The organism is Pseudomonas sp. MWU12-2345 (assembly GCF_023242385.1).
In the GTDB taxonomy this organism is placed as follows: Bacteria; Pseudomonadota; Gammaproteobacteria; order Pseudomonadales; family Pseudomonadaceae; genus Aquipseudomonas; species Aquipseudomonas gingeri_D.
The window spans coordinates 140,388-165,357 of record NZ_JALLJA010000002.1 but is presented as its reverse complement, the minus strand read 5'-3'; the positions used below and the strand labels follow the sequence as shown (position 1 = coordinate 165,357).

Genomic DNA, 24,970 nt, shown 5'->3' with positions numbered 1-24,970 from the left:
AGTGCTGACGTCTATTGGTTATAGCTGACGCAAGGCACATAGCCACCCCGTCGAAGCTTCTTCGACGGCTCGTGGGGCGAACGGTAGGCCGAAGCGCTCAGCGCGATTCGCCCAGCAACCCCAGCTCCTGCGCCCGCGCCACGGCCTGGGTCCGCCGCTCGACCCCCAACTTGCTGTTGATATGGCTGGCATGGGTTTTCACTGTGTGCAGGGAAATGAACAACTGGTCGCTGATCTCCTGGTTCGAACAACCCTGGGCGATCAAGTGCAGGACCGCCAGCTCACGGGTACTCAGACTCTCGACCGGCTGCGCCAGTTCCCCCGCTTCACGCACCGTCGGGGCCGGCAGCAGCGCCAGCAGGCTTTGTCGCAGCGGCGTGTCGGGGCCGTGCAACAGTTGCTCGCGCATCCACTCCGGATGCGCCTTCACCAGGGCCTGGAACGGCAACAGCGCGCCGCCCGTGGTGGCCTCCACCGCGCGGGCGAACAGCGGCCGGGCTTCGGCCTCCCGCGTCGTCGCCAGCAACACCAGCACCCACTGGTTCCAGGCCATCACGCTGAGCAATTGGCCGCCGCTGGCCTGGCCCTGCTCCACCAGCTTAGCCAACCGCTGCCGCGCGGCCGCCGGTTTGTCGCGCAAGGCTTCAAGCAACGCCTGCTGCAACTGGATATGCAGGGGCAGTTGCAGATGGAACTCCGGTGCCGCCGCCGGTTGATCGCCGTTATAGGTCTGTTCCAGACGCCCCAGCCAGACTTCGGCCAGGTCGATACGGCCCTGGGCCAGCCACAGTTGGCATTTCATCAGGGTGATCATTGCCAGGTAGTAGATCGGCGGCACGTCCCAGATATGCATCAAGCGCTCGGCCTCGGCCAGTTCGGCAAAGGCCTTGGCGAACTCGCCATTGCGCCCGTCCTGGCTGGCAATCACGCAATGCCCGACCAATACGCTGATATCCCGGCAGGCCCGCGCCTCGTGAAGGCCGGCAAGCAGGCGAATGCGCCCGGCTTCGGGTTGCAGGCGCAGGGTCAGCAGATACCCCTCGTACAGCGTCAACCGGGCACGGGCGGCGTACAACCGCTGGGCGGATAACCCCTCCAGGCGCTGCAAGCCCTGGCGGACCTCATCCAGTGCGCGCAGCACCTCGCCACGGGCCTGGAGCACCCGCGCCCGGTCGTAATGGGCCAAGGCCTCGAACAAGGGGTTACCGACCCGCTGGGCCAGCTCCAGGGACTCACGATTCAGGCCACGGGCGCGCCACAGGTCGCCATCGGCAATCGCCAGGTTGGACAGGGTCGACAGGCACACCAGGCGCTGGCCGTAACGTTTATGCGGCAGGCTGAGCAAGGCTTCGCCGCAATAGGCCTGGGTCTTTTGGCGATCGCCCCGACCACGGGCGATGATCCCGCTCAGGGCCAGCCATTGCGCAAGCATGGACTTCTGCGCCGTGGCCGAAGGTGCGGGCAGGAAGCGGCTCAGATGGCTGGCCAGTTCTTCGGCCGCGTCCAGCTGGCAGGCCAGGCCCAAGGCCCAGGCATAGAGCACGATCAGCCGCGGCGTGCTGACCAGCAGGCGGTCGGGCAAGTCGGTTTTCCAGCGCAGCAGCATGCCGACGTTCTGCTCGGCCAGCAGTTGTTCTTCCGAGAGGTTCTGCACCAGGTTGGCCGCCACATCCAGATGCCCGGCGCGCAGTGCCTGTTCCACCGCTTCATCGAAAAGGCCCTGGGTGCTGAACCAGCGGCAGGCCCGCAGATGCAGGCTGGCGGCGGGGACCAGGGCATTGCTCGGCGGGCGGCTGCGCAGCAGGTCGGAAAACAGGTGGTGATAACGGAACCAATGGCCGTGTTCGTCCAGCGGTACCAGGAACACCTGGTGTGATTGCAGATAGCTGAGGATCTGCGCACTGTCGTGGGATTCGCGAATCCCGTCGCACAGTTCGCTGCAAAAGCGCTCCTGGGGCGCGGTGTCGTAGAGAAAGGCCTGGACCTCGGGCGGCAGGCAATCGATCACCTCCTCCAGCAGGTAGTCGCGAATCAGCCCGGTCCCCCCTTGCAGGACCTGGGGCAACGCCATGTCGCTGCTGGCCTGGGCGGCAGCCAGCAGCCAGAAGCGCAGGCCGGCCACCCAGCCCTCGCTGCGTTCGATCAGGTTGTTCAGCGCTTCGCCACGCAAGGAACTGCTGTGGCGCTCGAACAGGTCCAGGGATTCGTCGTGGGTCAGGCGCAGGTCCTGCTCGTTCAATTCCAGCAGTTGCCGCGACAACCGCAGGCGCGCCAGGTGCCACTCCGGCCGCTGTCGACTGGTGACCAGCACCAGCAGACCGGCGGGCAGGTGATTGAGAAAGAACTGCAGGCAACGATCCAGCACCGGGCCCTGGGCCAGATGGTAGTCGTCGAGCACCAGCAACAGCGGCGCGGTGCTGGAGAGATGCAATGCCAGTTCGTCGAGCAGGCCGTCCAGCCATTCCTCGAAAGCGAAGGGTTGATGGCGCTGGCGCATTTTCAACAGGCCCAGCGCCTGGCTGCCGACGCCTGGGAAGTAATGTTGCAGGCCATCGAGCAGGCGCTCGAGGAAACGCCCCGGATCGTTGTCCCGCGGGCTGAGCCCCAGCCACAGGCTTTGCCAATGCCCGGGCAGGCCCTGGCAGAACTCCACCGCCAGCGAACTCTTGCCGAAGCCGGCCGGGGCACTGATCAGCAGCAGGCGGCCGTGTAACCCGGCGCCGAGGCGTTCGCACAGGCGCGGCCGCAATACATAGCCGTCCGGCAGTGGCGGACGGTAGAAGCGTCCTTCCAGGGCAGGTATGGCCGGGCCCACGGGACCTTGCACACGGGACAGATCAGTCATGGCCGGCTCTTGTTGAAGGGCTGTTATCGGCAGGCAGATGTCCGCAGACTAGCGGTAAAAAGCGCCGTAATGAAGGCTTATTGTCGTAATTTTGTCGAAAAGCATCGAATCTGAAATATTTAGCCACACATATCCCGCGAGCAAAAAAACGCCCCGAATCAGCCGGGGCGTTTCAACGCAGGATGCGCCTGCGCTTGCAACGGGGTTTCAGCGAACGCCGTCCTGGCGCAGGGCGGCCGGAGTGAAGTCGCTGGTGGTGGCGGTGAAGCCGAAGTCATACGCCTGCTTCTCTTCGTTCTTCATGCCCAGCGCCAGGTAGCGGCCGGACTGCAGGTCGTAGAGGGTTTCCAGGGCGTACCAAGGCACCTGCTTGTCGTAGTAGTTCTCGGCATGGGCTTCGGCGACACGCCAGAGCTGACCGCGACCGTCGTAGTGGTCGATCACCGCCGCCTGCCAGGTGTCTTCGTCGATATAGAAGTCACGCTTGGCATAGATGTGCCGCTGGCCTTCCTTCAAGGTCGCGACCACGTGCCAGACGCGGCGCAGCTCGTAGCGCGCCAGGTCCTGGTTGATATGCCCGGCCTTGATGATGTCGGCGTACTTCAGTTGCGGCGAATCGAGCTTGTAGCTGTCGGAGGCGATGTACATCTCCTTCTTGCCTTCTAGCTTCCAGTCGTAGCGGTCCGGCGCGCCGTTGTACATGTCCAGGTTGTCGGAGGTGCGCAGGCCGTCGGCGGCAGTACCCGGGCCGTCATAGGAGACTTGCGGGGCCCGGCGCACACGGCGCTGGCCGGCGTTGTAGACCCAGGCCGAACGCGGTTCCTTGACCTGGTCGAGGGTTTCGTGGACCAGCAGCACGCCACCGGCCAGACGCGCCGGCGCGGTCACTTTCTGCTTGAAGTAGAAGAGGATATTGCCCGGGTTGGCCGGATCGTAGTCCTTCATCTTGTCGCGGAAGACGAACTGGTCCTGGAAATACACCAGGCTGTACGAACCGTTGGCCTGGGGCGTGGCCTGGGTCACCAGGCGAGTCACGCTGCCGCCGCGATAGCGGGTGATATGGTTCCAGATCACTTCCACACCGCTTTTCGGGATAGGGAACGGCACCGCGGTCTTGAAGTTTTCCAGGCCGTTGCCGCCGCTGACCAGGTTGGTCCTGGTGGCGTTTTCCTTGATCGCGGCAAACACGTCATCCGGTACGGTGGCGCCGCGATGGGACGGGTAGACCGGCATCTTGAAGGTCTCCGGGTAACGCTTGAACATCGCGTATTGCCCCGGGGCCAGCTTGTCCTTGTACTGCTCGACGTTCTGCGCGGTGATGATGAACAGCGGTTTTTCACTGGCGTACGGGTCGGAGAGGAAACCCTTGCTGTCGACCGTGCCGATGGTCTTGGCCATCGGCGTCCAGGCCGGGATGGTGCCGGCGGCGTTGCCGGCCTTTTCCGCGCCCATCGGGGTCAGGCTCGCGCCCAGTTTCGCCGCCTCGTCGGCGGACACCGCCGCCATTACGCCGGTGGCCAGCAACGACAATCCCAACACACCGACCTGAAGCAGATTCTTGGTGATTTTCATCTTGTTGTTATTCCTTCAAGTGCAACGGTCTTAGAAGTTCATGCCAACGCTCAGGGCCACGAAGTCACGGTCATCCACCGTGCTGTAGTCGCCGCCGAAGAAGTTGGTGTAGTTCAGGCTCGCGGTGTAGGTGTTCTGGTACTCGGCATCGAGGCCCAGGCTGACCGCCTTGCGCCCTTGTTCGAAGTTGCCGCCAGGGCCCGGCGAGTAGCCTTTCACGTCATGGGACCAGGCCACGTTGGGCTTGAGGTTCACCCCGGCGAAGACATCCGGGTATTCCCAGATGGCCCGGGCGCGATAACCCCAGGAGGTGGCGGTGGTGAAGCCGTCGTTGTTGCAGTTGGTGCTGCGGTTGCTGGCATCCGCGCCGGGACCCGCGCCAGCGATGGTGCTGCCATTGAGGGTTGGGCAAAAACCATTGGGCAAGGTGCCCGGCCCATAGACCGGATCCCGACCGTAGCGAACCTTGTCACGGCTTTCCAGACCGCCCACATAGGTGATCCCCGCTTCACCGACGAGGGTCAGGCGACTGGCCCCCATGACCTGATCGAAGAAATGCGTGAAGGTGGTCTGGAACTGGGTGATTTCCTTGCGGTTATAGCCGTTGATCGTCTGACCCGGCGAGCCCTTGAGGATCGAGGCATTCCCCAGGCCCGGCAATGGCGTGACACCGGCATACAGGATATCGGTGGAGCTGATCTGCACCGGCGCATTCGGCCGGTAGCTCAACTCACCGCTCCAGGCCGTGCCGGTGGGCAAGGTGGTGGAGAAGCTCAAGCCATACAGGCGGATATTGTCCGGGTACTCCATGAAGTAGCTGGAGTTGCCGGCCACCACCAAGGGGGCCGCCGCACCGAAACCTGGAGCAGCATTGAAAACCGCCTGGGAGGCGCCCTTGGCACTGAAGATCGGCGCGCGACTGTGGTAGTTCATGAAATAGGCGCCGAACTCGGTGTCCAGCGGCTCGAAGTTGTAATGCATGGCCAAGCCGAACTGACCGCCGCTGCTGGGATCCTGGTCGGGCGTGCGCCGAACCAACACACCCTCGCCGTTGATATCGACACCAAACGGCCGTAGGCCTGCTTGCTGGGCCGGACTGATCGTGGCGGTCGAATTCAAGACCCGCAGGTTGTTGTTACAGCCATGGGAGGAAATATCCGACTGCGAGAAGAAGGTGCCGCAGTTGTCGGTGACCGTCGCATCCCAGCCAATCTGGTAGAAGCCTTCCGCCGAGAGGTTATCGGTGAGGCTCTGGTTCATGTAGAACATGTTGACCGGAATCAGGCCTTCCTTGATTTCGGCCCCCGGACGACGGAACGCGGACACATCGATCGGGTTGATCGCATTGATGCCGCCACCGATAAAGGTACTTTCACCCCAGCTCACCACCTGCTTGCCCAGGCGCACCGTGCCCGGCAGGTCGGCAATGCTGTAGTTGTGATAGGCGAAGGCATCGAGGATTTCCGCGCCGGAAGAGCGGGCACCTTCCTGGCGACCGTCGTTGCTGACGTTCTTGAAGTCGAGGTCCTGGTTCTGCAAGGCAAAGTCGTACCAGTACTTGCCACGCACGAACACGCCGGTATCGCCGTATTTCAATTCAAGGTCATGCACGCCCTTGAAGATCTTCGAAAAAGTGTCCCCGGCCTTGAAGTTCTGGTGCCCGTCATCGGAGGTCTGCGACAACCCCGCGCCGCCATTGTTGACGCCGATCAGGTTTCTGTTGGGATTCTGCGTCGACCAACTGGCCCCCAGGGACAGGGACGAGTCGAAGCTGCCTTCGATTTCACCGACATTGAAGCTGACGCCAAAGGCGGGACCGGCGAGTGTAGAGGCGAGGCTGACGGCCAAGGGCAGTTTCGCCCGGCGCCAGAACGGGTTTAGCGCGATCATCGACATACTCCATGTGCTTTATTGTTTTGGCAGTGAGTACCTTCAGGAACGCCTCGGACGAAAGGGAAGCAGACACTCCCAACCCTAGCCCGAAGTGGCGGCTTATCGCTGGCCCGCCCCACTCCTGAAAATCCGTCAGCGGACTATATCCAGCAGGTAGTACCGCTTGATCCCTCTAAAGTGTGATTTGCACCCTGAGGTCACTGCACAAACAATGCGTTCGCCAAGCCGCTGAAAAGCGGCGGGCAAGAATGACTGAAAATTCGGATTCGACAAGCCAAGCACTTGCCTGGTGGGGCTGCCACGCCCTTTCGGGCGTGGTGGGGACACCTCAAAGGGTCGAGAGGAAGCTGCTGTTGCTGGCCTGCCATTGGACGATATCAATGCGGATGCGCTTCTTGTCCAGTTTACCGACGCTGGTCTTGGGAATTTCCGTAACAAGGGCGATCTGACTCGGAATCGCCCACTTGCTCAAATGCCCCTGCTCGACGAACGGCTTGAGGTGTTCCTTGAGCTCCCGGGCACCGATTTCATGGCCTTCACGCAAGACCAGCAGGGCAAACGGACGCTCGCCCCATTGCGGATCGGCAATGCCCACCACCGCGACTTCACGTACCGACGGATGACGACTGACCAGGTCTTCCAGGGCCAGGGAGGAGATCCATTCGCCGCCGGTCTTGATCACGTCCTTGATCCGGTCGCGGATATCGATCACCCCCAGGCTGTCGAGGGTCGCCACGTCGCCGGTGTGCAGCCAGCCGCCGGCCCAGAGCTCGGCGCCCTTCTGCGGTTCGTTGTAATACCCCTCGGTCAGCCAGGGCGCGCGCAGCACCAGTTCGCCCTGGGTCTCGCCGTCCGCCGGGAGGAAGTTGCCGTCCTCGTCGACAATCGCCGCCTCCACCAACGGCCCGGGTACACCGGCCTTGATCCGGTAGGTGGTGCGTTCGTCCTCGCTGCCGGCCATCAACTCTTCGCTGAGGTGGGCACAGGACACCAGCGGGCCGGTCTCCGACATGCCATAGGCGGCGGTCAGTTGAATGCCCCTGCTCTTGGCGGTCTCATACAGCGTGCGGTTCAACGCACTGCCGCCGATCACCATCTTCCAGCCCTTGAAGTCGGTGCCCTGGGCCGCCTTGGCGTTGAGCACCATCTGCAGGATGGTCGGCACGCAGTGGGAGAACGTGACCTTTTCCTTGCGCCACAGCTCCACCAGCAGCTCCGGGTCGTAGCGGCCGGGATAGACCTGCTTGAGCCCGAGCATGGTCGCCACATAGGGCAGGCCCCAGGCGTGCACATGGAACATCGGGGTGATCGGCATATAGACGTCGTTGGTACCCAGCAGGCGCACGCTGTCGATACTGCCCATGATGGTCGCCACGCCCATGGTGTGCAGCACCAGTTGGCGATGGGTGAAGTACACGCCTTTCGGATTGCCAGTGGTCCCGGTGGTGTAGAAGGTGGTGGCGACCGAGTTCTCGTCGAAATCCTCGAAGTCGTAGACCGGGCTCGCCGCCGCCAGCAGTTGCTCGTATTCACCCACCAGGTTCGGCAACTCGGCGCTCTTGTCCTCCGTGTCGGTGAGCAGCAGGGTCTTGTCCACCGTGGTCAGTTGCCCGGCGATCGCCTGGTACAGGCCGACGAACTCGCTGTTGACCAGCACGAAGCGGTCCTCGGCGTGGTTCATGGTGTAGAGGATCTGCTCGGGCGAGAGACGCACGTTGATGGTGTGGATCACCGCGCCGATCATCGGGATGGCGAACATGCATTCCAGGTAGCGATGGCTGTCCCAGTCCATCACCGCGACGGTGTCGCCGGCCTTGACCCCCGCCGCCGTCAGTACATTGGCCAGGCGGGCGACGCGCTCGCTCAAGGTCGGATAGCTGTAGCGCAGCTTGTCGCGATAGACGATCTCGCGGGTTTTCTCGTAGCGGCTGCCGGACATCAGCAAGCGCTTGATCAACAGGGGGTATTGATAAGCCCCTTCGGCGGGCGGAATGATACGAGTCTGCAACATGGAGCTTCCTTGGTCTGTCTGCACGGTCGAAGCTAAAGATAGGCACTCTAGAGCCACCGCGCATCCACTAAATCACCCAAAGGAATGATTTGCAGACGAACGTGAGTGCTAGCTCACAGCCAGCACCCACTTGAACCTCCGCCAAGACTCAGGCTGGCTGTCCGGCGGGCTGCTGGGCCGGGGTGCGCGGAAACACCAGCGCGGCGACAAAGGTCAGTGCGGCAAAGCCCGCGAGGATCAGGTACAGGCCGGCAAAACCCTGGCGCGGTTCGACAAAGGCGATCAATGGAATGGCCGTCGCGCTGGCCCCGAACGACAGGCAGTAGCGCAAGGCAAAGACCCGCGATTGCCACTGCGGCGCGACAAAATTGGCGACCATCGCATCATTCACCGTTACCTGGCCGAACACCACGAACATCAGCGCCGCGCCCAGGACCATCACCGACAGGCCGTCGACGTAGGCCAGGCCGAACAGCAAGGGTGCCTGGCACAGGGTCAGCACCACGAACGGCCACTTCAGGCTCATGCGGTCGAGCATCCGCCCGATGCTCAACTGCGCCACCGCGCCAAAGGCGTAGGCCAGGCTGACGATCACCCCGAGCAACTGCGGCGAAGCGAGCCACTCATGCAGGCGCTCCTGGAACAGTTTCGGGTAGGTCATGGTGGTGGCATTGAACACCACCCCGCCGGTGGCCGTGACCAGTGCCAGGACGCTGAACACCATGATCATGGAAATCTGCTGGCCGCTGGCGTTGCGCAGTTTCACATGGGGCTGCAGCGGGATCGGTTCTTCGCGCACCTGCCAGGCAAACAGCACGCCGAGGATGATCGACACCGCCCCCGGCAGGATAAATGCCGAACGCCAGCCGAACTGCGCCACCAGAAAGCCGGTGACCAGCGCCGAAAACGCCACGCCGAGGTTGCCCCACATGCCGTTGACGCCGATTTCACGGCCACGGTTCTGCGCGTAGCTGACCAGCATCGCCGTGCCCACCGGGTGGTAGATCGCGGCGAAGACGCCCACCAGGGTCAGCCCCAGGGTCAGCATCGGCACCGTGCTGCTCAGGCCGGTAAAGATCGACGCGGCGCCAATGCCGAAGAAGAACAGCAGCATCATGCTCCGCCGGCTCCAGTGGTCCCCCAGCCAGCCGGCCGGCAGCGAACAGGCGCCGAAGGCAATGAAGCCGCCCAGGGACAGGCCGATCATCTGGGCGAAGTCGAGACCGAAGGCCTGGCCCATGCCAAGCACGGCCGCGGGGTAAATCAGCATGAACATGTGGTCGATCACATGGGCGGCATTGATGTAGCGGATTACGTTTCGGGGTTGGTTCATCGCGGCACACACGTCAGGATTGTTATCGGTCCGTTATGCTAAGTTGGCGACAAAACGTATTTCTGCCAACAAACTCATCAAACCAGACAGACTTGTAGAATCAGACATGCTAATCAGCCACTTCCTACACGGCCCAGTCAGCGCCTATCCCCGCGACTACGTCGACGGCGCACACCAGGAACTGCACGTCCATCAGGAAGCGCAGTTGCTCTATGCCGTGTGCGGGGTCATGCGCCTGGTCACCGCCGAAGGCGCGTGGATCATCCCGCCAACCCGCGCCGTGTGGATTCCGCCCTGGGTCGAGCATGAGATTTTCATGAGCGGCGAAGTGCGCATGCGGTCGTTATTTATCGCCGCCGAGTATTCGCCGGCCAACCTCCACGGTTGCTGTGTGCTGGCGGTGACGCCGTTGCTGCGGGAGTTGATCGTGCGTGCGGTGCAAGGCCCGGAACAGGCGAAAAACCCGCTGATCCAGCAGCTTATGCTGGAGGAACTGGCGGCCCTGGAGAACCTGCCGCTGCATATCCCGATGCCGACGGACCGGCGCCTGCAACGGATCTGCCTGGCCCTGCTGGAAACCCCGGACCACCCCAACAGCCTGGAAGACTGGGCACAGCAGGTCGGCGCCAGTACCCGGACCCTGGCGCGGCTGTTCCAGCAGCAAGTACGGATGAATTTCAATGCCTGGCGCCAGCAACTGCGCCTGATGGAGGCCTTGCCACGCCTGATCGCCGGGGAAAGCGTGCAGCACGTGGCCAAGGTGTTGGGCTATGGCAGCGCCCGGGCCTTCAGTTCGATGTTTCGTCGCCTGCTTGGCGACAACCCGCGGGACTACCTGAATGCCCTGAACCAGTTCAGTTCGATCAATGCATCTCGGTGAAGGCCAGCTTCACGCCGATGGCGATCAGCACCGCGCCCATGGTCCGGTCGAACCAGTGGCCCATGCGGGCGAAACCGGCGCGTACACGCTGCTGGCTGAACAGCATCGCCACCAGGCAGAACCACGACGCGGTGGCCACGGCCAGGTAAACGCCGTAGCCGGCCTGGACCAGTAGCGGCGTGTGCGGGTTGATCACCACGGTGAACAGCGAGAGGAAAAACAGCGTGGCCTTGGGGTTCAGGCCGTTGGTCACGAAGCCCGAGGTGAAGGCGCCGCGCGCGGTGCGCTCACCGACCTGCAAGGCCAGCTCGTCGCTCACCGGTTGGGCCGGCTTGGCACGGATGGCCTTGAAGCCGATGTACAGCAGGTAGGCCGCCGCCAGCCATTTCAAGGCGTTGAACAGCACGATCGATTGCGACACGATCAGGCCGATCCCCAGCAGCGAGTAGCCCACATGCAGGAAAATCGCCGTGCCGACGCCCAGTGCGGTCCAGGTGCCGGCACGTCGACCATGGGTCACGCTCTCGCGCACCACCACGGCAAAGTCCGGGCCGGGACTGGCCACCGCCAGCAGGTGAATCAGGGCAACGGTCAGGAATTCCGTCAGGTAGATGGACACGGCGATGGGCTCCTCGGTAACTGAATATGTCTGTTAGGCTCGTCACCTTACGCGTTCATCCAATAGCACAAAAGGTACAGTTGATGAGCAACTCCCGCCGCGCGGTATTTCTCGATCACCCTTCCCTGGATCTCGGCGATCTTGACCTCGATCCGCTGCGGGCCTGCTTCGACGAGCTGTGCCTGTATGCCACGACCACGCCGGAGACGGTCATCGAACACCTGAAAGGCGCCAGCGTCGCCATCAGCAACAAGGTCCCGCTGACCGCCGCCACCCTGGCCGCCTGCCCCGAGTTGAAGCTGATCCTGATCAGTGCCACCGGCACCAACAATGTCGACCTGGCCGCCGCCCGCTCCCTGGGCATTACCGTGAGCAACTGCCAGGGTTATGGCACGCCGTCGGTGGCCCAGCACACCCTGATGTTGCTGCTGGCCCTGGCCACGCGCCTGACCGATTACCAGAAAGCCGTCGGTGAAGGCCGCTGGCAGCAGGCCAAGCAGTTCTGCCTGCTGGACTTCCCGATTGTCGAACTGGAGGGCAAGACCCTCGGCCTGCTTGGCCATGGCGAACTCGGCGGCGCGGTGGCGCGGCTGGCGGAAGCCTTCGGCATGCGTGTATTGCTCGGGCAGATTCCCGGTCGCCCGGCCCGGGCCGATCGCGTACCGCTGGAACAATTGCTGCCGCAGGTCGATGCGCTGACCCTGCACTGCCCGCTCAACGAATACACCCGCCACTTTATCGGTGCCTCGGAACTCGCGCAGCTCAGGCCCGGGGCCTTTGTGGTCAACACCGCCCGCGGCGGCCTGATCGACGAACTGGCCCTGGCCGACGCCCTGCGCAGCGGCCACCTGGGCGGCGCCGCCACCGATGTGCTGAGCGTCGAACCGCCAACCAACGGCAACCCGCTGCTGGCCGGCGACATTCCGCGCCTGATCGTCACCCCCCACAACGCCTGGGGCAGCCGCGAGGCCCGGCAACGAATTGTCGGCCAGTTGGCGGAAAACGCCCTGGGTTTCTTCAACGGGGCAGCGTTACGGGTTGTCAGTTGATAGACTGCGGCACTTTTTTCAGGGAGCAGACCATGGATCCGCGCAGTGAAGTACTGCTTCGTCAGGCCGATTATTTCCAGGGCAAGCTGTTGCTCGCCGGGCTGCCCGCCGACGACCTGCTCGGACGCCTGCCCAACGCCCACGGCTGGTGCTGGCACGCCGGCGATCAGGCGGCATTGGAGACGCGCTTCGAAGGCCGCAGCCATTTTGGCGTGCATATCCCCGAGGTCCCGTTCGACAGTGCCGTGGTGTTCCTGCCCAAGTCCAAGGACCTGACCGACTACCTGCTCAACGCCATCGCCTCGCGCCTGCCGGCTGGCGAGGTGTTCCTGGTCGGGGAAAAACGCAGCGGTATCGAAGGCGCGGCCAAGCAGCTCAACCCCTTCGGCAAGCCGCGCAAGCTCGACAGCGCCCGACATTGCCAGCTGTGGCAGGTCACCGTGGCCGAAGCACCGGTCGCCAAAACGCTGGAAAGCCTGGCGCAACATTACCAGCTGGACCTGGCCGAAGGGCCGCTCAAGGTGGTCAGCCTGCCCGGGGTGTTCAGCCACGGCCGGCTGGATCGCGGCAGTGCCCTGTTGCTGGAACACCTGGACAAACTGCCGAGCGGCAACCTGCTGGACTTCGGTTGTGGGGCTGGCGTCCTCGGCGCGGCCGTGAAGCGGCGTTACCCGCACAACCACGTCATCCTGCTCGACGTCGACGCGTTTGCCACCGCCAGCAGTCGCCTGACCCTGGCCGCCAACGGCCTCGACGCCGAGGTGTTGACCGGTGACGGTATCGACGCCGCGCCCATGGGCTTGAGTGCGATCCTGAGCAATCCGCCGTTCCATGTCGGGGTCCACACCGATTACCTGGCGACGGAGAACTTGCTGCGAAAAGCAGCGAAACATCTGAAAAACGGCGGCGAACTTCGGCTGGTGGCAAACAGTTTCCTGCGTTATCAGCCGCTGATCGAAGAGCATCTCGGACGCTGCGTGACCAAGGCCGAGGGACAGGGCTTCCGGGTCTACAGCGCCAAGCGCGGTTGAAAAAGAAGGCTTGCGCAATGGATTCTGCCTAGGCAAAATCCGCTCCGTCCTAGGGGAGTAGTCTCCCACGAGCGCCACGCTCGTCCGGCATGCGTCAACATACTTGGTCAACAGACCATGGCGCATGCGACCCACGGTCCGCACAGACGGACCCGGGGTTTGACAAGACCTATGACACGAACACCTTACCCGGGGCGGGAAGGCTGTACGTGTCATAGCCGTGTCGACCCGCCCCTTAGGAAAACCTGATGCTGGATTCCCTGCTCGTCCCCACTGCAATCGTTGCCTTGGCCGAAATCGGCGACAAGACGCAGTTGCTCGCGCTCATTCTCGCTGCACGCTTTCGCAAGCCCTGGCCGATCATTGCCGGTATTGTCGCGGCAACCCTGGCCAACCATGCGGCAGCCGGCGCGGTAGGCGCCTGGTTCGGCAGTTTCTTCTCCGATGCGGTGTTGCACTGGATCCTCGCGGCGAGCTTTACCGCCACCGCCCTGTGGACCCTGGTACCGGACAAGATCGACGATGACGAGACCACCACGGCGCGCAAGTTCGGCCCGTTCCTGACGACCCTGATTGCGTTCTTCCTCGCGGAAATCGGTGACAAGACCCAGATCGCCACGGTGATGCTGGCGGCGCAGTATCCGGAGCTGTGGCTGGTGATCATCGGCACCACCCTGGGCATGCTGATTGCCAACGTCCCGGTGGTACTGGCGGGCAACTTCGCCGCCGACAAGCTGCCGCTGACCCTGATCCGTCGCCTGGCGGCGACAGCGTTCTTCATCCTCGCGGTGGTCGCGGTGTACAAGGCGATGCAGAGCAGCGGCTGGATCTAAAGCAGGTTCCTTGTGGCGAGAGGGTTTGCCCTCTCGCTACACAGGGTCAGGACTTCCTGGCCTGCTGATACAACGGCATCACCTTCGGAATCGCTGCCTCCAACGAAGCAATACGACTATCGGACGCCGGGTGGGTGCTCATGAACTCCGGCGGCGCACCTTCAGCCGCCTTGCCCATCTTGTTCCACAGGCTGATGGCCGCGTTCGGGTTGTAGCCGGCGCGAGCCGCCAGCTCCAGGCCGATCAGGTCCGCCTCGTTCTCATTGGCCCGGCTGTTGGGCAAGGTCATGCCGTAGTTGGCCACGGTATCGGCCAGCGCCAGGCTGTCCTGCCCCAGGCCGAACAAGGCGCCCGCGCCCTGCTTCGCCATCTCGACCCCATAAGCCTTGGACATCGCCTCGCGACCGTGCTCGCGCAAGGCGTGGGCAATTTCATGGCCCATCACCGCGGCAATCTCGTCGTCACTCAGCTTGAGCTTATCGATCAGGCCACTGTAAAAGATGATCTTGCCGCCAGGACCGCAGTTGGCATTGAGCTCGTCACTCTTGATCAGATTGACCTCCCACTGCCATTGCGCCGAATCCGGACGGAAGGTCGGCGCCTGGGCGATCAGGCGCCTGGCGATCGCCTGGACCCGCTTGGCATTGGCGCTGGTCTTGTCCAGAACACCCTTGCCACCCGCCTCCCCCAGGGTCTTCTGATACGACTGCGCGTACATCTGGTCGACTTGCTGGCTCGACAGCAGGCTGAACATGTACTGCTTGCGCTCAACCCCGACCGCCCCCGCGTTGGTGGTGTTAACAGCCTGGCATCCGCCCAACAGCAAACTCGCGCTCAACGCGCTCAACGCGCCCAACACCCAAGCTCTAGCCATGAACACTCTCCCTGAAAACTGCGGCTATCCTAGGCGGTGATTTGTATCAATGCCAGATACAAACGACGTGTAGCACATCAATTTCGGATACATCACGCACCTCCCGTAGGAAAAGATTCATAAATCCGACAAAGCCGCGCGGAGCGGGCCTGCGTACCTATCCATTTGCGACCTGCACACATCCAAAGCAGTCATTTCGTCACTGGCCACTCATGCTCGTGAAAAATGCAGCCGATACAAACTGGCAGATGTCACTCCTTGCGTCCGGGGTTCCCATGAAATTCAAGTCGATCCAGTTTTCCGTCGCGGCCCTGGCCGGGGCCATTATTCTCAGCGTGGTCGGGGCCCTGGTGGTCTACGCCCTGTTTTCCGGGGCCAGGACCCAGGACATGGTGCAACAGCGCACCCAGGAGCAATTCGAACAGGTGATCCAGCAGCGCCTGGATGCGCTGGCCCGCACCCAGGTCAGCCAGATCCAGCGCGAACTCGAAGCGCCGCTGCTGATTGCCGGCGGCCTGGTCCGGGTCAACAGCCTGATCGGCACCACCGGCGCCGACGGCAAGCCCGCCTTGAGCCTCAGCCGCGAACAACTGATCAGCCTGGTCAAGGAAAACGTCCAGCAGAACCCGAAGATTCTCGGCACCTATATCGGCTGGGAAAAGAACGCCCTGGACCACAACGACGCCGCCTATGTCGACACCAAGGTCGCCGGTATCGACCCCAAGGACGGCCGCTTCCTGCCCTGGTGGTTCCGTAACGACGACGGCACCCTCGGCGAGTCGAGCCTGGTGGATGTGGACGACCAGAAACTGCTCTCCACCGGCATCCGCGCCAGCGAGTACTACCTGTGCTCCAAGGAAACCAGGAAGTCCTGCGTGATCGACCCGGCGCCCTACAAGGTCGGCGACAAGATGGTCATGCTTGCCTCCTTTATCCAGCCGATCCTGCTCAACGGCGCGTTCCAGGGCATCGTCGGCGCCGACCTGTCGGTGAACTTCATCCAGGACATGCTGCTGGCCGCCAACCAGAAACTCTATGGCGGTGCCGGCAACATGGCGCTGGTGGGCAGCAACGGTCGCCTGGTGGCCTACACCAAGGACTCAAGCAAATTCGGCGAGAAGGCCGGGGACGTGCTCGGGGCCGACAAGGTCGCGACCATGGGCAAGCTCAATCGCGGCGAAGTGACCTATAACGTCGACAAGGACAAAGGCACCATCGAGCTCTACCTGCCCTTCGGCATCGGCCAGACCGACGCGCGCTGGACCCTGATGATGCAGCTGCCGCTGGACGCCGTCATGGCTGACCTGCACAAGCTGCAAGGCGACCTCGACACCCAGCGCAAGGCCGATGTCTTCGGCATGGCCATGGTCGGCCTGGTGATCGCTGGCCTGGGCCTGTTGGTGATCTGGCTGGTGGGTCACGGCATCGCCCGTCCCCTCAAGCAGATGGTCGCCATGCTCGACGACATCGCCCAGGGCGAAGGCGACCTGACCCGGCGCCTGAGCAGCGACCGTGCCGACGAACTGGGCTCGATCGCCAAGGGTTTCAACACCTTCCTGATCAAATTGCAGGCGATGATCACCCAGGTGGTGACCTCGGTGCAGAGTGTCAGCGACTCCTCCGAACACACTGCGGATATCGCGATCCGCACCAACCAGGGCGTGCACAAGCAGATGGCCGAGATCGACCAGGTGGCCACCGCCGTGCAGGAAATGACCGCCACCGCCCAGGATGTGGCGCGCAATGCGACCCAGGCGGCCCAGGCCGCCAGCCATGCGGATATGGCCGCCAGCGACGGGATGCGCATCGTCAAGGACACCTCGACTTCCATCGGTGCCCTGGCCCTGGAGATCGGCCGCGCGGTCAGCGTGGTGCAGACCCTGGCCAAGGACAGCGAGAACATCAATGCGATCCTGACGGCCATCCGTGGCATTGCCGAACAGACCAACCTGCTGGCGCTCAACGCCGCCATCGAAGCGGCCCGGGCCGGCGAGCAGGGCCGGGGCTTTGCGGTGGTGGCCGACGAGGTGCGCAACCTGGCGCAGAAGACCCAGAAGGCCACGGAAGAAATCCAGTCGATGATCCAGCAGTTGCAGCAAGGTACCCGCGACGTGGTCAAGGTCATGGAAGACAGCCAGGCCAAGACCGACGAAAGCGTGCAGCACGCGGCCAAGGCGGCCCAGGCGCTGGAAAGCATCACCCAGGCGGTGTCGGTGATCAACGACATGAACACCCAGATCGCCAGCGCGGCCGAGGAACAGAGCGCGGTGGCCGACGACATCAACCGCAACGTGATCAATATCGGCCAGGTGGCCAATGAAGTAGCGGGCGGCGCCGACGAGTCGAGCGCGGCCAGTGCGCAATTGACCAAGCTGGCGGAGCAGCAGCGGCGATTGATCAATCAGTTCAGGGTGTAGGACTTCACCAAATCAACCCGGCGTCAGGCACTCCGGCGCATTGAGCTTCGGATCGTTCACCAGATTGGCCAGCACCCGCTCGCGCAAGGGCGCCTGGGGGCTGGCCAGCAGCGCCTGCAAATCCGTCATGGAGGCCTGCGCCGACAACCAGGTTTCCTGCCCCGCCGCATCCAGGATCAGCGGCCGCCGTTGATTCGACGCCGCCTGGGTCACCACCGCGGTGCTCAACCAGACATGTCCATCCACCGGATAAGCCTCCCAGATCGCCGCGAAAAACAGGCTGGAACCTTCCGCCGGGGTCAGCCAGTAGGGCCGCTTGCGCTGGGTTCCGCGCCACTCGTAGAAACCGTTGGCCGGCAGCAGGCAACGCCGCTCGCGGAACGCCTGGCGAAACATCGGCTGCTCGGCCAGGGTTTCGGCCCGGGCATGGGCCGGTGTCTTCGACAGATCGGTCAGCCACGCCGGGGTCAGCCCCCAGCGGGCACGGGCCAGCTCACGCTGCCCCTCGGCGGCACGCAGGATCAGCACCGAGTCATTGGGCGAAATATTCCACTGCGCCTGCTGGTCGGCGGGAAAGCCGGGCAAGGCCGCGAAGGTGGGGTTCCAGCGAAACAGGGCATAACGTCCACACATGGGGCAATACGGCTCTTTTCAAAAACGCGGGGCAATCAAGGTACAACACAGCCCCTGTAGGAGCTGGCTTGCCGGCGATGAGGCCCTTGAGCCTTGCAGCGCCCTGACGGACGCCATCGCCAGCAAGCCGGCTCCCACAAGGTGCGCGGTGCTTTCAAGAAACTAACAGACCAGCACATCCGGAAAACTCTCCGGCTCGTCGCCGGCCAGCGGCAACGCCGCATTGTACGCGGCGATCAACTCCCGCGCGCATTGCGCCTGGTCATTGTCCACCGCCAGGGCCAGCAAGCCGAAGACCGGCAACTCCCCCACCCCACCCAGCAAGTCACGCCCCACCAGGTGCGCCTGAATCCCTTCACTGGCGAGCATGCCTTGCAGCAGCTCGCCTTCCATCAGGTTTTCCGGCTCGTAGATACGCTGCATGGGGCGCCCTCATCGCTCGTTCTCGCTGTAAACGTCGAGCATCCATTCCTCGCCATCGGTCTGCAGGACAAAGGTGATCGGTCGACAACACACCGCACAGTCCTCGATATAACTCTGGTCGCCGCCAGTCAGATCCAGGACCGCCTCACCGATTTCACCACAATAGGGACATTCGTAACGCTCAGTTTCCAGCATCGCGGCCTCCGAAGTGACTTGTGCGTATAATCGCCGGTCTATTTGCAAGGCTATTTTATGTCTGGGCTTTATTTTCCAGACCGGGCTTTGTTATTTATCACTCAAACCTCTACTTACCCTAGCCGTTTCCAACAAGAGAGAATATGGGCGAATTCGATACCATCCGACCTTACGACGACAGTGAAGTACCGGCCGTCATGGCCCGGCTGTTCGGCGACCAGGCGTTTCTAGATATCCTCACCCACTTCCGCTTCCCGCGCCTGGCCGGTGCCTTCGGCTGGCTGCTCAGACCCTTGATCGCCCACCGCCTGCGCCGTGAGTTCGCCGGCGTGACCTCGGTCGCCACCTTGCAGGACAAGGTCGAGGTCTACGTCGACCAGACCATCGAGCGCGCCACCGACGGCGTCACCTACACCGGCGTCGAACAGTTCAAGTCAGGCCAGGCCTACCTGTTCCTGGCCAACCACCGGGACATCGTGATGGACCCGGCGTTCGTCAACTATGCCGTGTATCACGCCGGTTTGCCCACACCGCGTATCGCCATCGGTGACAACCTGCTGCAGAAGCCGTTTGTCAGCGACCTGATGCGCCTGAACAAGAGCTTTATCGTGCACCGCTCGATCGCCGGACGGCGGGAAAAGATGGCCGCCTATCAATTGCTCTCGGCCTATATCAACCATTCGATCCGTCATGATTGCCAGTCGATCTGGATCGCCCAGGCCGAAGGCCGGGCCAAGGACGGTGATGACCGTACCGAATCGGCGATCCTGAAAATGTTCCACATGAGCCGCAAGGACGAGCCGTTCGCCGAGGTCATCCGTTCGCTGAACCTGACTCCCGTGTCCATCAGCTACGAATATGATCCCTGCGACCAGGCCAAGGCCCGCGAGTTGTATATCCGCGCCACCACCGGCAGCTACACCAAGGCGCCAGGCGAGGATGACGTCAGCATCGCCAAGGGCATCACCGGCTACAAGGGCCGGGTCCATGTGAATTTCGCCGCGCCACTGACCGGCGAGTTCGAGGACACCAAGGTCCTGGCCACGGAAATGGACCGGCAGATCCTCGAAGGTTATCGCCTGTTCCCGGTGCATTACCTGGCGTATGCCCAGTGGAGCGAAGCCGATCCGCAATTGCAGGTACCGGGCGCCGCCCAGGTGTTTGCCGCCGACGAACTGGCCAAGGCCCAGGCGCAATGGCAGGAACGCCTGGACGCCTGCCCGGTCGAGTACCGTCCGTACCTGGTGCAGCAATACGCCACGCCGGTGCGTAATCAGTATCGGGTCAAAGCCGGTCTGGGGCTTCCATAGCCACGATCTGCAAACAACAACGGCGCCCACGGGCGCCGTTGTTGTTTCTGTTGGTCGGGTTAATTTCCGTTGTCACCGGAACGTCACCTTAACAAGCCAGTCTGTCGCCCCTCGATAGCCCACGGAGCTTGTCATGCTGCACGCAGAAAACCAGGATCGGCTTTATCTGATCGCCCCCAGTGACGAACAGCAAGCCCTGGTGGACGCCATGTCGTTCAATGTCCAGGACCGCCATTGGCTGGTCTATTGCGCCCTGGGCGGGCACCAGCACGCCGACCTGCCGGAAGCCGATCTGCTGACCGGAGTGAGCATGCTGGATCTTTATGTGGAGGCGGCGTGAGCCGGCTCCACACCACTCAGCTTACTCGCTCAGCACCTGGCCGATTTTCGGGTCCTTGAACACCCGGGTCAGCGCATCGCTCAACACGTCGCTGATCAACTTGGTGTTCGACTCTTCGTTCGGCGCCATGCCGAAACGCTGGTTCAACGACGCCCCGTAGCTACCGCTGTAACGACGGTTGGCGTTGGTCACATCGGAGCGGAAGTTGGCTCCGATGGTCGCTTCGGTCACGTAGACGCCTTCTTTCGGCGACTGATAGGTCAGGTCGGACAAGGTCACGGTCAGGGTCGGCGCATTCATCGCATTCGGCGAAGGGGTAAAACCCAACAGGCGCACGGCCGCTTCAGCCTGGGCCTGCAGTTTCGGGATCAGGTCGGCGCCTTGCACGGTAATCGCGCTGGTTTCAGGGTACAGACCGCCCCGCGTGCCCAATACCGGCGAACGACGACCGTCCACCACCCGCACCACCACCGGCTGGCCATGACCGACCGGCGCCAGTTGAGTAGTGAGCGTGGGCTGCGGGCTGAGTTGTTGCGGGCTGTTGGCACAGCCGACAAGTGTCAAACTGGTTACAGTGATCAAACCGAACAACAGGCGTTGCAACATGCTCATCTCTCCAAGGACCAGGCATCATTCAGACGCTGAGTATAGCGGGGCCCGGGCGTCGCTCACCAGCGCCACCACGGCTTGCTGAAAAGTCTGACAAACCCGGGCGGCCAGCGTTCCCGTCACACCCCTGTCACAGGGTTCTGCAACCCTGCGCACGGCCTCTGAACGATGCCGCTGCCCGGCATCTGACCAGATGTCGAATAAAAGTCATTAAACACGACCATTTCCCCCCGTTTCTTAGTTACAATCTCCCCCCGATTATAAGGACGTCTCCTGATCGGGCCTCGCAGCACCGCCAATGCGCTTGCATCGGCACCTTCGTATTGCCCACAGAGAGCCGCCCACACAGATCGAGTGAAGCCGGCGAGCTTGCTGTTACCTGCGCAAACCACCGTTTTCAGCGAATCTGCCAGAGCTGCCCTTGTGCTCGCTCACTGAGTTGTTGGCCCGTGCCGCCTGCCCTTCCCGGCGGGTATTCGCACCGCGGGCCCGGTGACAGACCGCGGCAGCCCTTTTTTGAGGTTCACGTCTTCAAAAGAGCGTGAAAAAACGGGTTTTCACAACTTCACGAGAGTGTGGCGAACAAATGAATAGTTTCGCGTCTGAACAGGCACCATCAGCGTCCCCAACGACCTCATCACACAGGACCCGATACACCCCGACAGGTGCTTGACGCCTGTTCGCTTACGGATTTGGTTGCACGAATCGGACGCTCTTGACCATAAGTCGAATTGCCCGTGTTGCCCACACATGCGTTCATACGCACCTTGGGCCCACCGGCAGCGTCCGCTGAAGTTGCAAGAAATTGCGAAGAATCGGACATGGCCATCCTGGTCGGGTCATTGCTGGGCTAACGTCAAACGTGCCCCGCCCATGCCCGGCAGCCATGCCGTCAATGTGGTGCTGCAGATTTTGGAGACGCGTTAATGGCGCATAACGAAGCAGTTGATGTGGTCCTGGTTGGGGCCGGCATCATGAGTGCCACCCTTGCGGTGCTGCTCAAGGAGCTCGACCCCGCGATCAAGCTGGAAGTCGTCGAGCTGATGGATTCCGGTGCCGCGGAGAGTTCCAACCCGTGGAACAACGCCGGCACCGGCCATGCCGGGCTGTGCGAGCTGAACTACACGCCGCAGGCGGCTGACGGCTCCATCGACATCAAGAAAGCCGTGCACATCAACACCCAGTTCGAGGTGTCGAAGCAGTTCTGGGCCTATCTGACCCAGAAAGGCACCTTCGGCTCGTGCAAATCCTTCATCAGCCCGGTGCCGCACCTGAGTTTCGTCCAGGGCGAAAAAGGCGTGGACTTCCTCAAGAAGCGCTTTGAAGCCATGCATCCGCACCATGCCTTCGCCGAGATGGAATACACCGAAGACCGCGCGAAGATGGCAGAGTGGATGCCGCTGATGATGCCGGGCCGCGCGGCCGACGAGGCGATTGCCGCGACCCGCGTGATGAAAGGCACCGACGTCAACTTCGGCGCCCTGACCAATCAGTTGCTCAAGCACCTGACCAGCACACCCGATGCCCAGGTCAAGTACTGCAAGCGCGTCACCGGCCTCAAGCGCAATGGTGCCGGCTGGACCGTAAGCATCAAGGATGTGAACAGCGGCAACAGCCGTGACGTCGATGCCAAGTTCGTCTTCCTCGGTGCCGGTGGCGCGGCGCTGCCGCTGCTGCAGGCTTCGGGCATCGAGGAAAGCAAGGGTTTCGGCGGCTTCCCGGTAAGCGGCCAATGGCTGCGCTGCGACAACCCGGATGTGGTCAAGCACCACCAGGCCAAGGTCTACAGCCAGGCCGCCGTGGGTTCGCCACCGATGTCCGTGCCGCACCTGGACACCCGCGTGGTCGATGGCAAGAAATCCCTGCTGTTCGGGCCCTATGCCGGTTTCACCACCAAGTTCCTCAAGCACGGTTCGCTGATGGACCTGCCACTGTCGGTACGCGCCGGCAATATCGGCCCGATGCTGGCCGTGGCCCGTGACAACATGGACCTGACCAAGTACCTGATCAGCGAAGTGATGCAGTCCATGGAGCAGCGCCTGGAATCCCTGCGCCGCTTCTACCCGGAGGTGAAAGCCGAGGACTGGCGCCTGGAAACGGCCGGCCAGCGGGTACAGATCATCAAGAAAGACGCGAAGAAAGGCGGCGTCCTGCAGTTCGGTACCGAACTGGTGGCGGCGAAGGACGGTTCGCTGGCCGCCCTGCTCGGCGCATCGCCGGGCGCTTCGGTGACCGTGTCGATCATGCTGGAACTGATCGAGCGCTGCTTCGCGGACAAGGCCAAGGGTGAGTGGGCAGCCAAGCTCCACGAAATTTTCCCGGCACGGGAAAAAGTCCTGGAGACGGATGCAGCGTTGTATCGCCAGATCAATGCGCAGAACAACGTTCGCCTGGAACTGGTTGAGCCGAGCAGCGAGACCGAAAGCTACGCTTGAGGTGATCGCTGACAAAAAACGCCCCGCTCTTCGGTTGAAGAGCGGGGCGTTTTTTTGGTCAGGATTCAACGAAAGCCCGCGTTATCGTTCATCGCAAGCAAGCTTGCTCCTACAGGAATGGCGCCGTACGCGAAATGTCGGTTCGCCGCAGCATTGTAGGAGCAAGCTTGCTCGCGATGCAGGCGACGCGGTCTTGAATCTTACCCGCGAGCCTTGTCGATCAACTCGATATAGTCGCCGGCATTACGCTGGTCGCGGATCAGACTCACGAAGTCCTGGCCGTGCTCGTCTTTGCCGTCGAGGTCGTAACCGGCTTCCTTGAAGAACCCCAGGAAGCGCTCGAAATCGTCGATACGCAGTCCACGGTAGGCCTTGATCAGTTTGTGCAGGGACGGCGAAGTGGCGTCGACCGGCTCGAAATCGAGAAACAACTTGATCTGCGCATCGCCGATCTCGTCACCAATCACCTGTTTCTTATCTTTGCGCATTACCGGCTCCAGCCAACAGACATTACACGGGGCAGGCAGTTTACCCCCGCCTCTGCTCCGGTCTCAACGAGTACGAACTGATCCGGTCCACACAGGCGCCAACGGCTCAACCCCGAGCGTAAAAACTGTGCTCCGAAGCCCGCACGCGGCGTCTAGCAGCATGTAGCCCCGCAACCCGGCGGGAAGTGACTGCGAGCCCGAGCATGCAAGCGCTGTTGAACGAGATCCTCGATGAAGTCCGGCCCTTGATCGGCCAGGGCAAGGTGGCCAATTACATTCCGGCGCTGGCGGATGTGCCGGCCAATCAGTTGGGTATTGCCGTGTATGGCAACGACGGCGAAATGTTCTGCGCCGGCGACGCACAGACGCCGTTCTCGATCCAGAGTATTTCCAAGGTCTTCAGCCTGGTGCAGGCGATCAACCACTCCGGCGAGGCCATCTGGGAGCGGCTGGGCCATGAACCCTCCGGACAGCCGTTCAACTCGCTGGTGCAGTTGGAGTTCGAACGCGGTCGCCCACGTAACCCGTTTATCAACGCCGGCGCCCTGGTGATCTGCGATATCAATCAATCGCGCTTCGCCGCGCCGGCACTGTCGATGCGCGATTTCGCCCGGCGCCTGTCGGGCAATATGCAGGTCATGGTGGACGGCAAGGTGGCCGAGTCGGAGTACCAGCACCGGGCGCGCAACGCGGCCATGGCCTATCTGATGCAGTCATTCGGCAATTTTCACAACGATGTCGAAGCCGTGCTGCGCAGCTATTTCAGCCACTGTGCCCTGCGCATGAACTGCATCGACCTGGCGCGGGCGTTCGGTTTCCTGGCCAATGACGGCTTCTGCAAGCACAGCGGCGAGCAGATCCTGACCCGGCGCCAGACCCAGCAGGTCAACTCGATCATGGCCACCAGCGGGCTGTATGACGAGGCCGGGAACTTTGCCTATCGCGTCGGCTTGCCGGGCAAGAGCGGCGTGGGTGGCGGGATTGTCGCGGTGGTGCCGGGACGCTTTACCGTGTGCGTCTGGGCACCGGAGCTGAATGTGGCGGGCAACTCGTTGGTGGGGATGGCGGCGTTGGAGCTGCTGAGCGAGCGGATTGGTTGGTCGGTGTTTTAAAAACACCACAATGTGGCGAGCGGGGTTGCTCAAATACCAGTCAGTTAAGGAAGTGAGATATTGAAAAC

Annotated in this window: 21 protein-coding genes and 1 riboswitch; of the genes, 9 read left to right on the top strand and 12 right to left on the bottom strand. The window is 62.5% G+C overall.

The genetic code is table 11. The annotated features are described in order from the left end of the window. Window positions 1-97: 97 nt before the first annotated feature. From M5C71_RS07070 to M5C71_RS07050, 5 genes are all read right to left on the bottom strand, one after another. Window positions 98-2,845 (bottom strand): LuxR C-terminal-related transcriptional regulator, encoded by a 2,748-nt coding sequence (locus M5C71_RS07070; protein ID WP_248767532.1) that lies wholly within the window; start codon window positions 2,843-2,845, stop codon window positions 98-100. Window positions 2,846-3,052: 207 nt separating this feature from the next. Then, window positions 3,053-4,417, bottom strand: a complete 1,365-nt coding sequence (locus M5C71_RS07065; protein WP_103494497.1) for a DUF1329 domain-containing protein — start codon at window positions 4,415-4,417, stop codon at window positions 3,053-3,055. A 30-nt stretch (window positions 4,418-4,447) separates the two neighbouring features. Further along, window positions 4,448-6,307 (bottom strand): DUF1302 domain-containing protein, encoded by a 1,860-nt coding sequence (locus tag M5C71_RS07060; protein ID WP_103494496.1) that lies wholly within the window; start codon window positions 6,305-6,307, stop codon window positions 4,448-4,450. Between the two features lie 331 nt (window positions 6,308-6,638). Next, window positions 6,639-8,321 (bottom strand): fatty acid--CoA ligase, encoded by a 1,683-nt coding sequence (locus M5C71_RS07055; protein ID WP_103494495.1) that lies wholly within the window; start codon window positions 8,319-8,321, stop codon window positions 6,639-6,641. 148 nt (window positions 8,322-8,469) lie between these two features. Then, window positions 8,470-9,654 carry an MFS transporter gene (locus tag M5C71_RS07050; protein WP_248767531.1) on the bottom strand — a complete coding sequence of 395 codons (1,185 nt, stop codon included), beginning with the start codon at window positions 9,652-9,654 and terminating at the stop codon, window positions 8,470-8,472. Window positions 9,655-9,760: 106 nt separating this feature from the next. Here M5C71_RS07050 and M5C71_RS07045 point away from each other — a divergent pair, with 106 nt between their 5' ends. Then, the gene (locus M5C71_RS07045) at window positions 9,761-10,534 is read left to right on the top strand and encodes a helix-turn-helix transcriptional regulator (protein ID WP_103494493.1); all 774 of its coding nucleotides are present in this window, start codon (window positions 9,761-9,763) and stop codon (window positions 10,532-10,534) included. On the opposite strand, the gene M5C71_RS07040 is transcribed toward M5C71_RS07045, so the two are convergent. After that, the gene (locus M5C71_RS07040; RefSeq protein WP_248767611.1) at window positions 10,518-11,147 is read right to left on the bottom strand and encodes a LysE family transporter; all 630 of its coding nucleotides are present in this window, start codon (window positions 11,145-11,147) and stop codon (window positions 10,518-10,520) included. The two genes, M5C71_RS07045 and M5C71_RS07040, sit on opposite strands and share 17 nt — an antisense overlap. An 89-nt stretch (window positions 11,148-11,236) precedes the next feature. Here M5C71_RS07040 and M5C71_RS07035 point away from each other — a divergent pair, with 89 nt between their 5' ends. The 3 genes from M5C71_RS07035 to M5C71_RS07025 all read left to right on the top strand — a co-directional run bounded on the left by M5C71_RS07035 (window position 11,237) and on the right by M5C71_RS07025 (window position 14,066). Beyond that, window positions 11,237-12,202 (top strand): 2-hydroxyacid dehydrogenase, encoded by a 966-nt coding sequence (locus tag M5C71_RS07035; protein WP_248746385.1) that lies wholly within the window; start codon window positions 11,237-11,239, stop codon window positions 12,200-12,202. A 32-nt stretch (window positions 12,203-12,234) separates the two neighbouring features. Further along, a complete protein-coding gene (locus tag M5C71_RS07030) occupies window positions 12,235-13,233 on the top strand; it encodes a class I SAM-dependent methyltransferase (RefSeq protein WP_103494491.1) in 999 nt (332 codons plus the stop codon). A 40-nt stretch (window positions 13,234-13,273) separates the two neighbouring features. After that, window positions 13,274-13,393: riboswitch (yybP-ykoY riboswitch) on the top strand. A gap of 88 nt (window positions 13,394-13,481) precedes the next feature. After that, window positions 13,482-14,066 (top strand): TMEM165/GDT1 family protein, encoded by a 585-nt coding sequence (locus tag M5C71_RS07025; protein ID WP_103494490.1) that lies wholly within the window; start codon window positions 13,482-13,484, stop codon window positions 14,064-14,066. Window positions 14,067-14,112: 46 nt separating this feature from the next. Here M5C71_RS07025 and M5C71_RS07020 read toward each other — a convergent pair whose 3' ends face one another. Next, window positions 14,113-14,940: a M48 family metallopeptidase gene (locus M5C71_RS07020; protein WP_248767530.1), complete on the bottom strand. Its 828-nt coding sequence runs from the start codon at window positions 14,938-14,940 to the stop codon at window positions 14,113-14,115. A gap of 275 nt (window positions 14,941-15,215) precedes the next feature. Here M5C71_RS07020 and M5C71_RS07015 point away from each other — a divergent pair, with 275 nt between their 5' ends. After that, the gene (locus M5C71_RS07015; RefSeq protein WP_248767529.1) at window positions 15,216-17,357 is read left to right on the top strand and encodes a methyl-accepting chemotaxis protein; all 2,142 of its coding nucleotides are present in this window, start codon (window positions 15,216-15,218) and stop codon (window positions 17,355-17,357) included. Window positions 17,358-17,369: 12 nt separating this feature from the next. Here the strand turns inward: M5C71_RS07015 and M5C71_RS07010 are convergent, their stop codons facing one another. The 3 genes from M5C71_RS07010 to M5C71_RS07000 form a co-directional block, all read right to left on the bottom strand. After that, window positions 17,370-17,990 (bottom strand): SOS response-associated peptidase, encoded by a 621-nt coding sequence (locus M5C71_RS07010; protein ID WP_103494741.1) that lies wholly within the window; start codon window positions 17,988-17,990, stop codon window positions 17,370-17,372. Between the two features lie 162 nt (window positions 17,991-18,152). Then, window positions 18,153-18,413, bottom strand: a complete 261-nt coding sequence (locus M5C71_RS07005) for a DUF2007 domain-containing protein (protein WP_100941256.1) — start codon at window positions 18,411-18,413, stop codon at window positions 18,153-18,155. Window positions 18,414-18,422: 9 nt separating this feature from the next. Next, window positions 18,423-18,608, bottom strand: coding sequence for a CPXCG motif-containing cysteine-rich protein (locus tag M5C71_RS07000; protein WP_103494740.1), 186 nt, complete (start codon window positions 18,606-18,608; stop codon window positions 18,423-18,425). Between the two features lie 143 nt (window positions 18,609-18,751). On the opposite strand from M5C71_RS07000, the gene M5C71_RS06995 reads away from it, so the two are divergent. After that, complete coding sequence (locus M5C71_RS06995; protein ID WP_248767528.1) at window positions 18,752-19,918, top strand: 1-acyl-sn-glycerol-3-phosphate acyltransferase; 1,167 nt, start codon at window positions 18,752-18,754, stop codon at window positions 19,916-19,918. 133 nt (window positions 19,919-20,051) lie between these two features. Then, the gene (locus tag M5C71_RS06990) at window positions 20,052-20,258 is read left to right on the top strand and encodes a hypothetical protein (protein WP_100941253.1); all 207 of its coding nucleotides are present in this window, start codon (window positions 20,052-20,054) and stop codon (window positions 20,256-20,258) included. A gap of 21 nt (window positions 20,259-20,279) precedes the next feature. Here M5C71_RS06990 and M5C71_RS06985 read toward each other — a convergent pair whose 3' ends face one another. Continuing rightward, window positions 20,280-20,864: a YajG family lipoprotein gene (locus M5C71_RS06985; RefSeq protein WP_103494744.1), complete on the bottom strand. Its 585-nt coding sequence runs from the start codon at window positions 20,862-20,864 to the stop codon at window positions 20,280-20,282. A gap of 929 nt (window positions 20,865-21,793) precedes the next feature. Between M5C71_RS06985 and mqo the strand changes: the two genes are divergently transcribed. Then, window positions 21,794-23,302, top strand: a complete 1,509-nt coding sequence (gene mqo / locus M5C71_RS06980) for a malate dehydrogenase (quinone) (RefSeq protein ID WP_177099442.1) — start codon at window positions 21,794-21,796, stop codon at window positions 23,300-23,302. Window positions 23,303-23,502: 200 nt separating this feature from the next. Here the strand turns inward: mqo and M5C71_RS06975 are convergent, their stop codons facing one another. Next, complete coding sequence (locus tag M5C71_RS06975) at window positions 23,503-23,790, bottom strand: PA4642 family protein (RefSeq protein WP_103494737.1); 288 nt, start codon at window positions 23,788-23,790, stop codon at window positions 23,503-23,505. Window positions 23,791-23,993: 203 nt separating this feature from the next. Between M5C71_RS06975 and glsB the strand changes: the two genes are divergently transcribed. After that, a complete protein-coding gene (glsB, locus tag M5C71_RS06970) occupies window positions 23,994-24,902 on the top strand; it encodes a glutaminase B (RefSeq protein WP_103494736.1) in 909 nt (302 codons plus the stop codon). The last annotated feature ends 68 nt before the right edge of the window (window positions 24,903-24,970 follow it).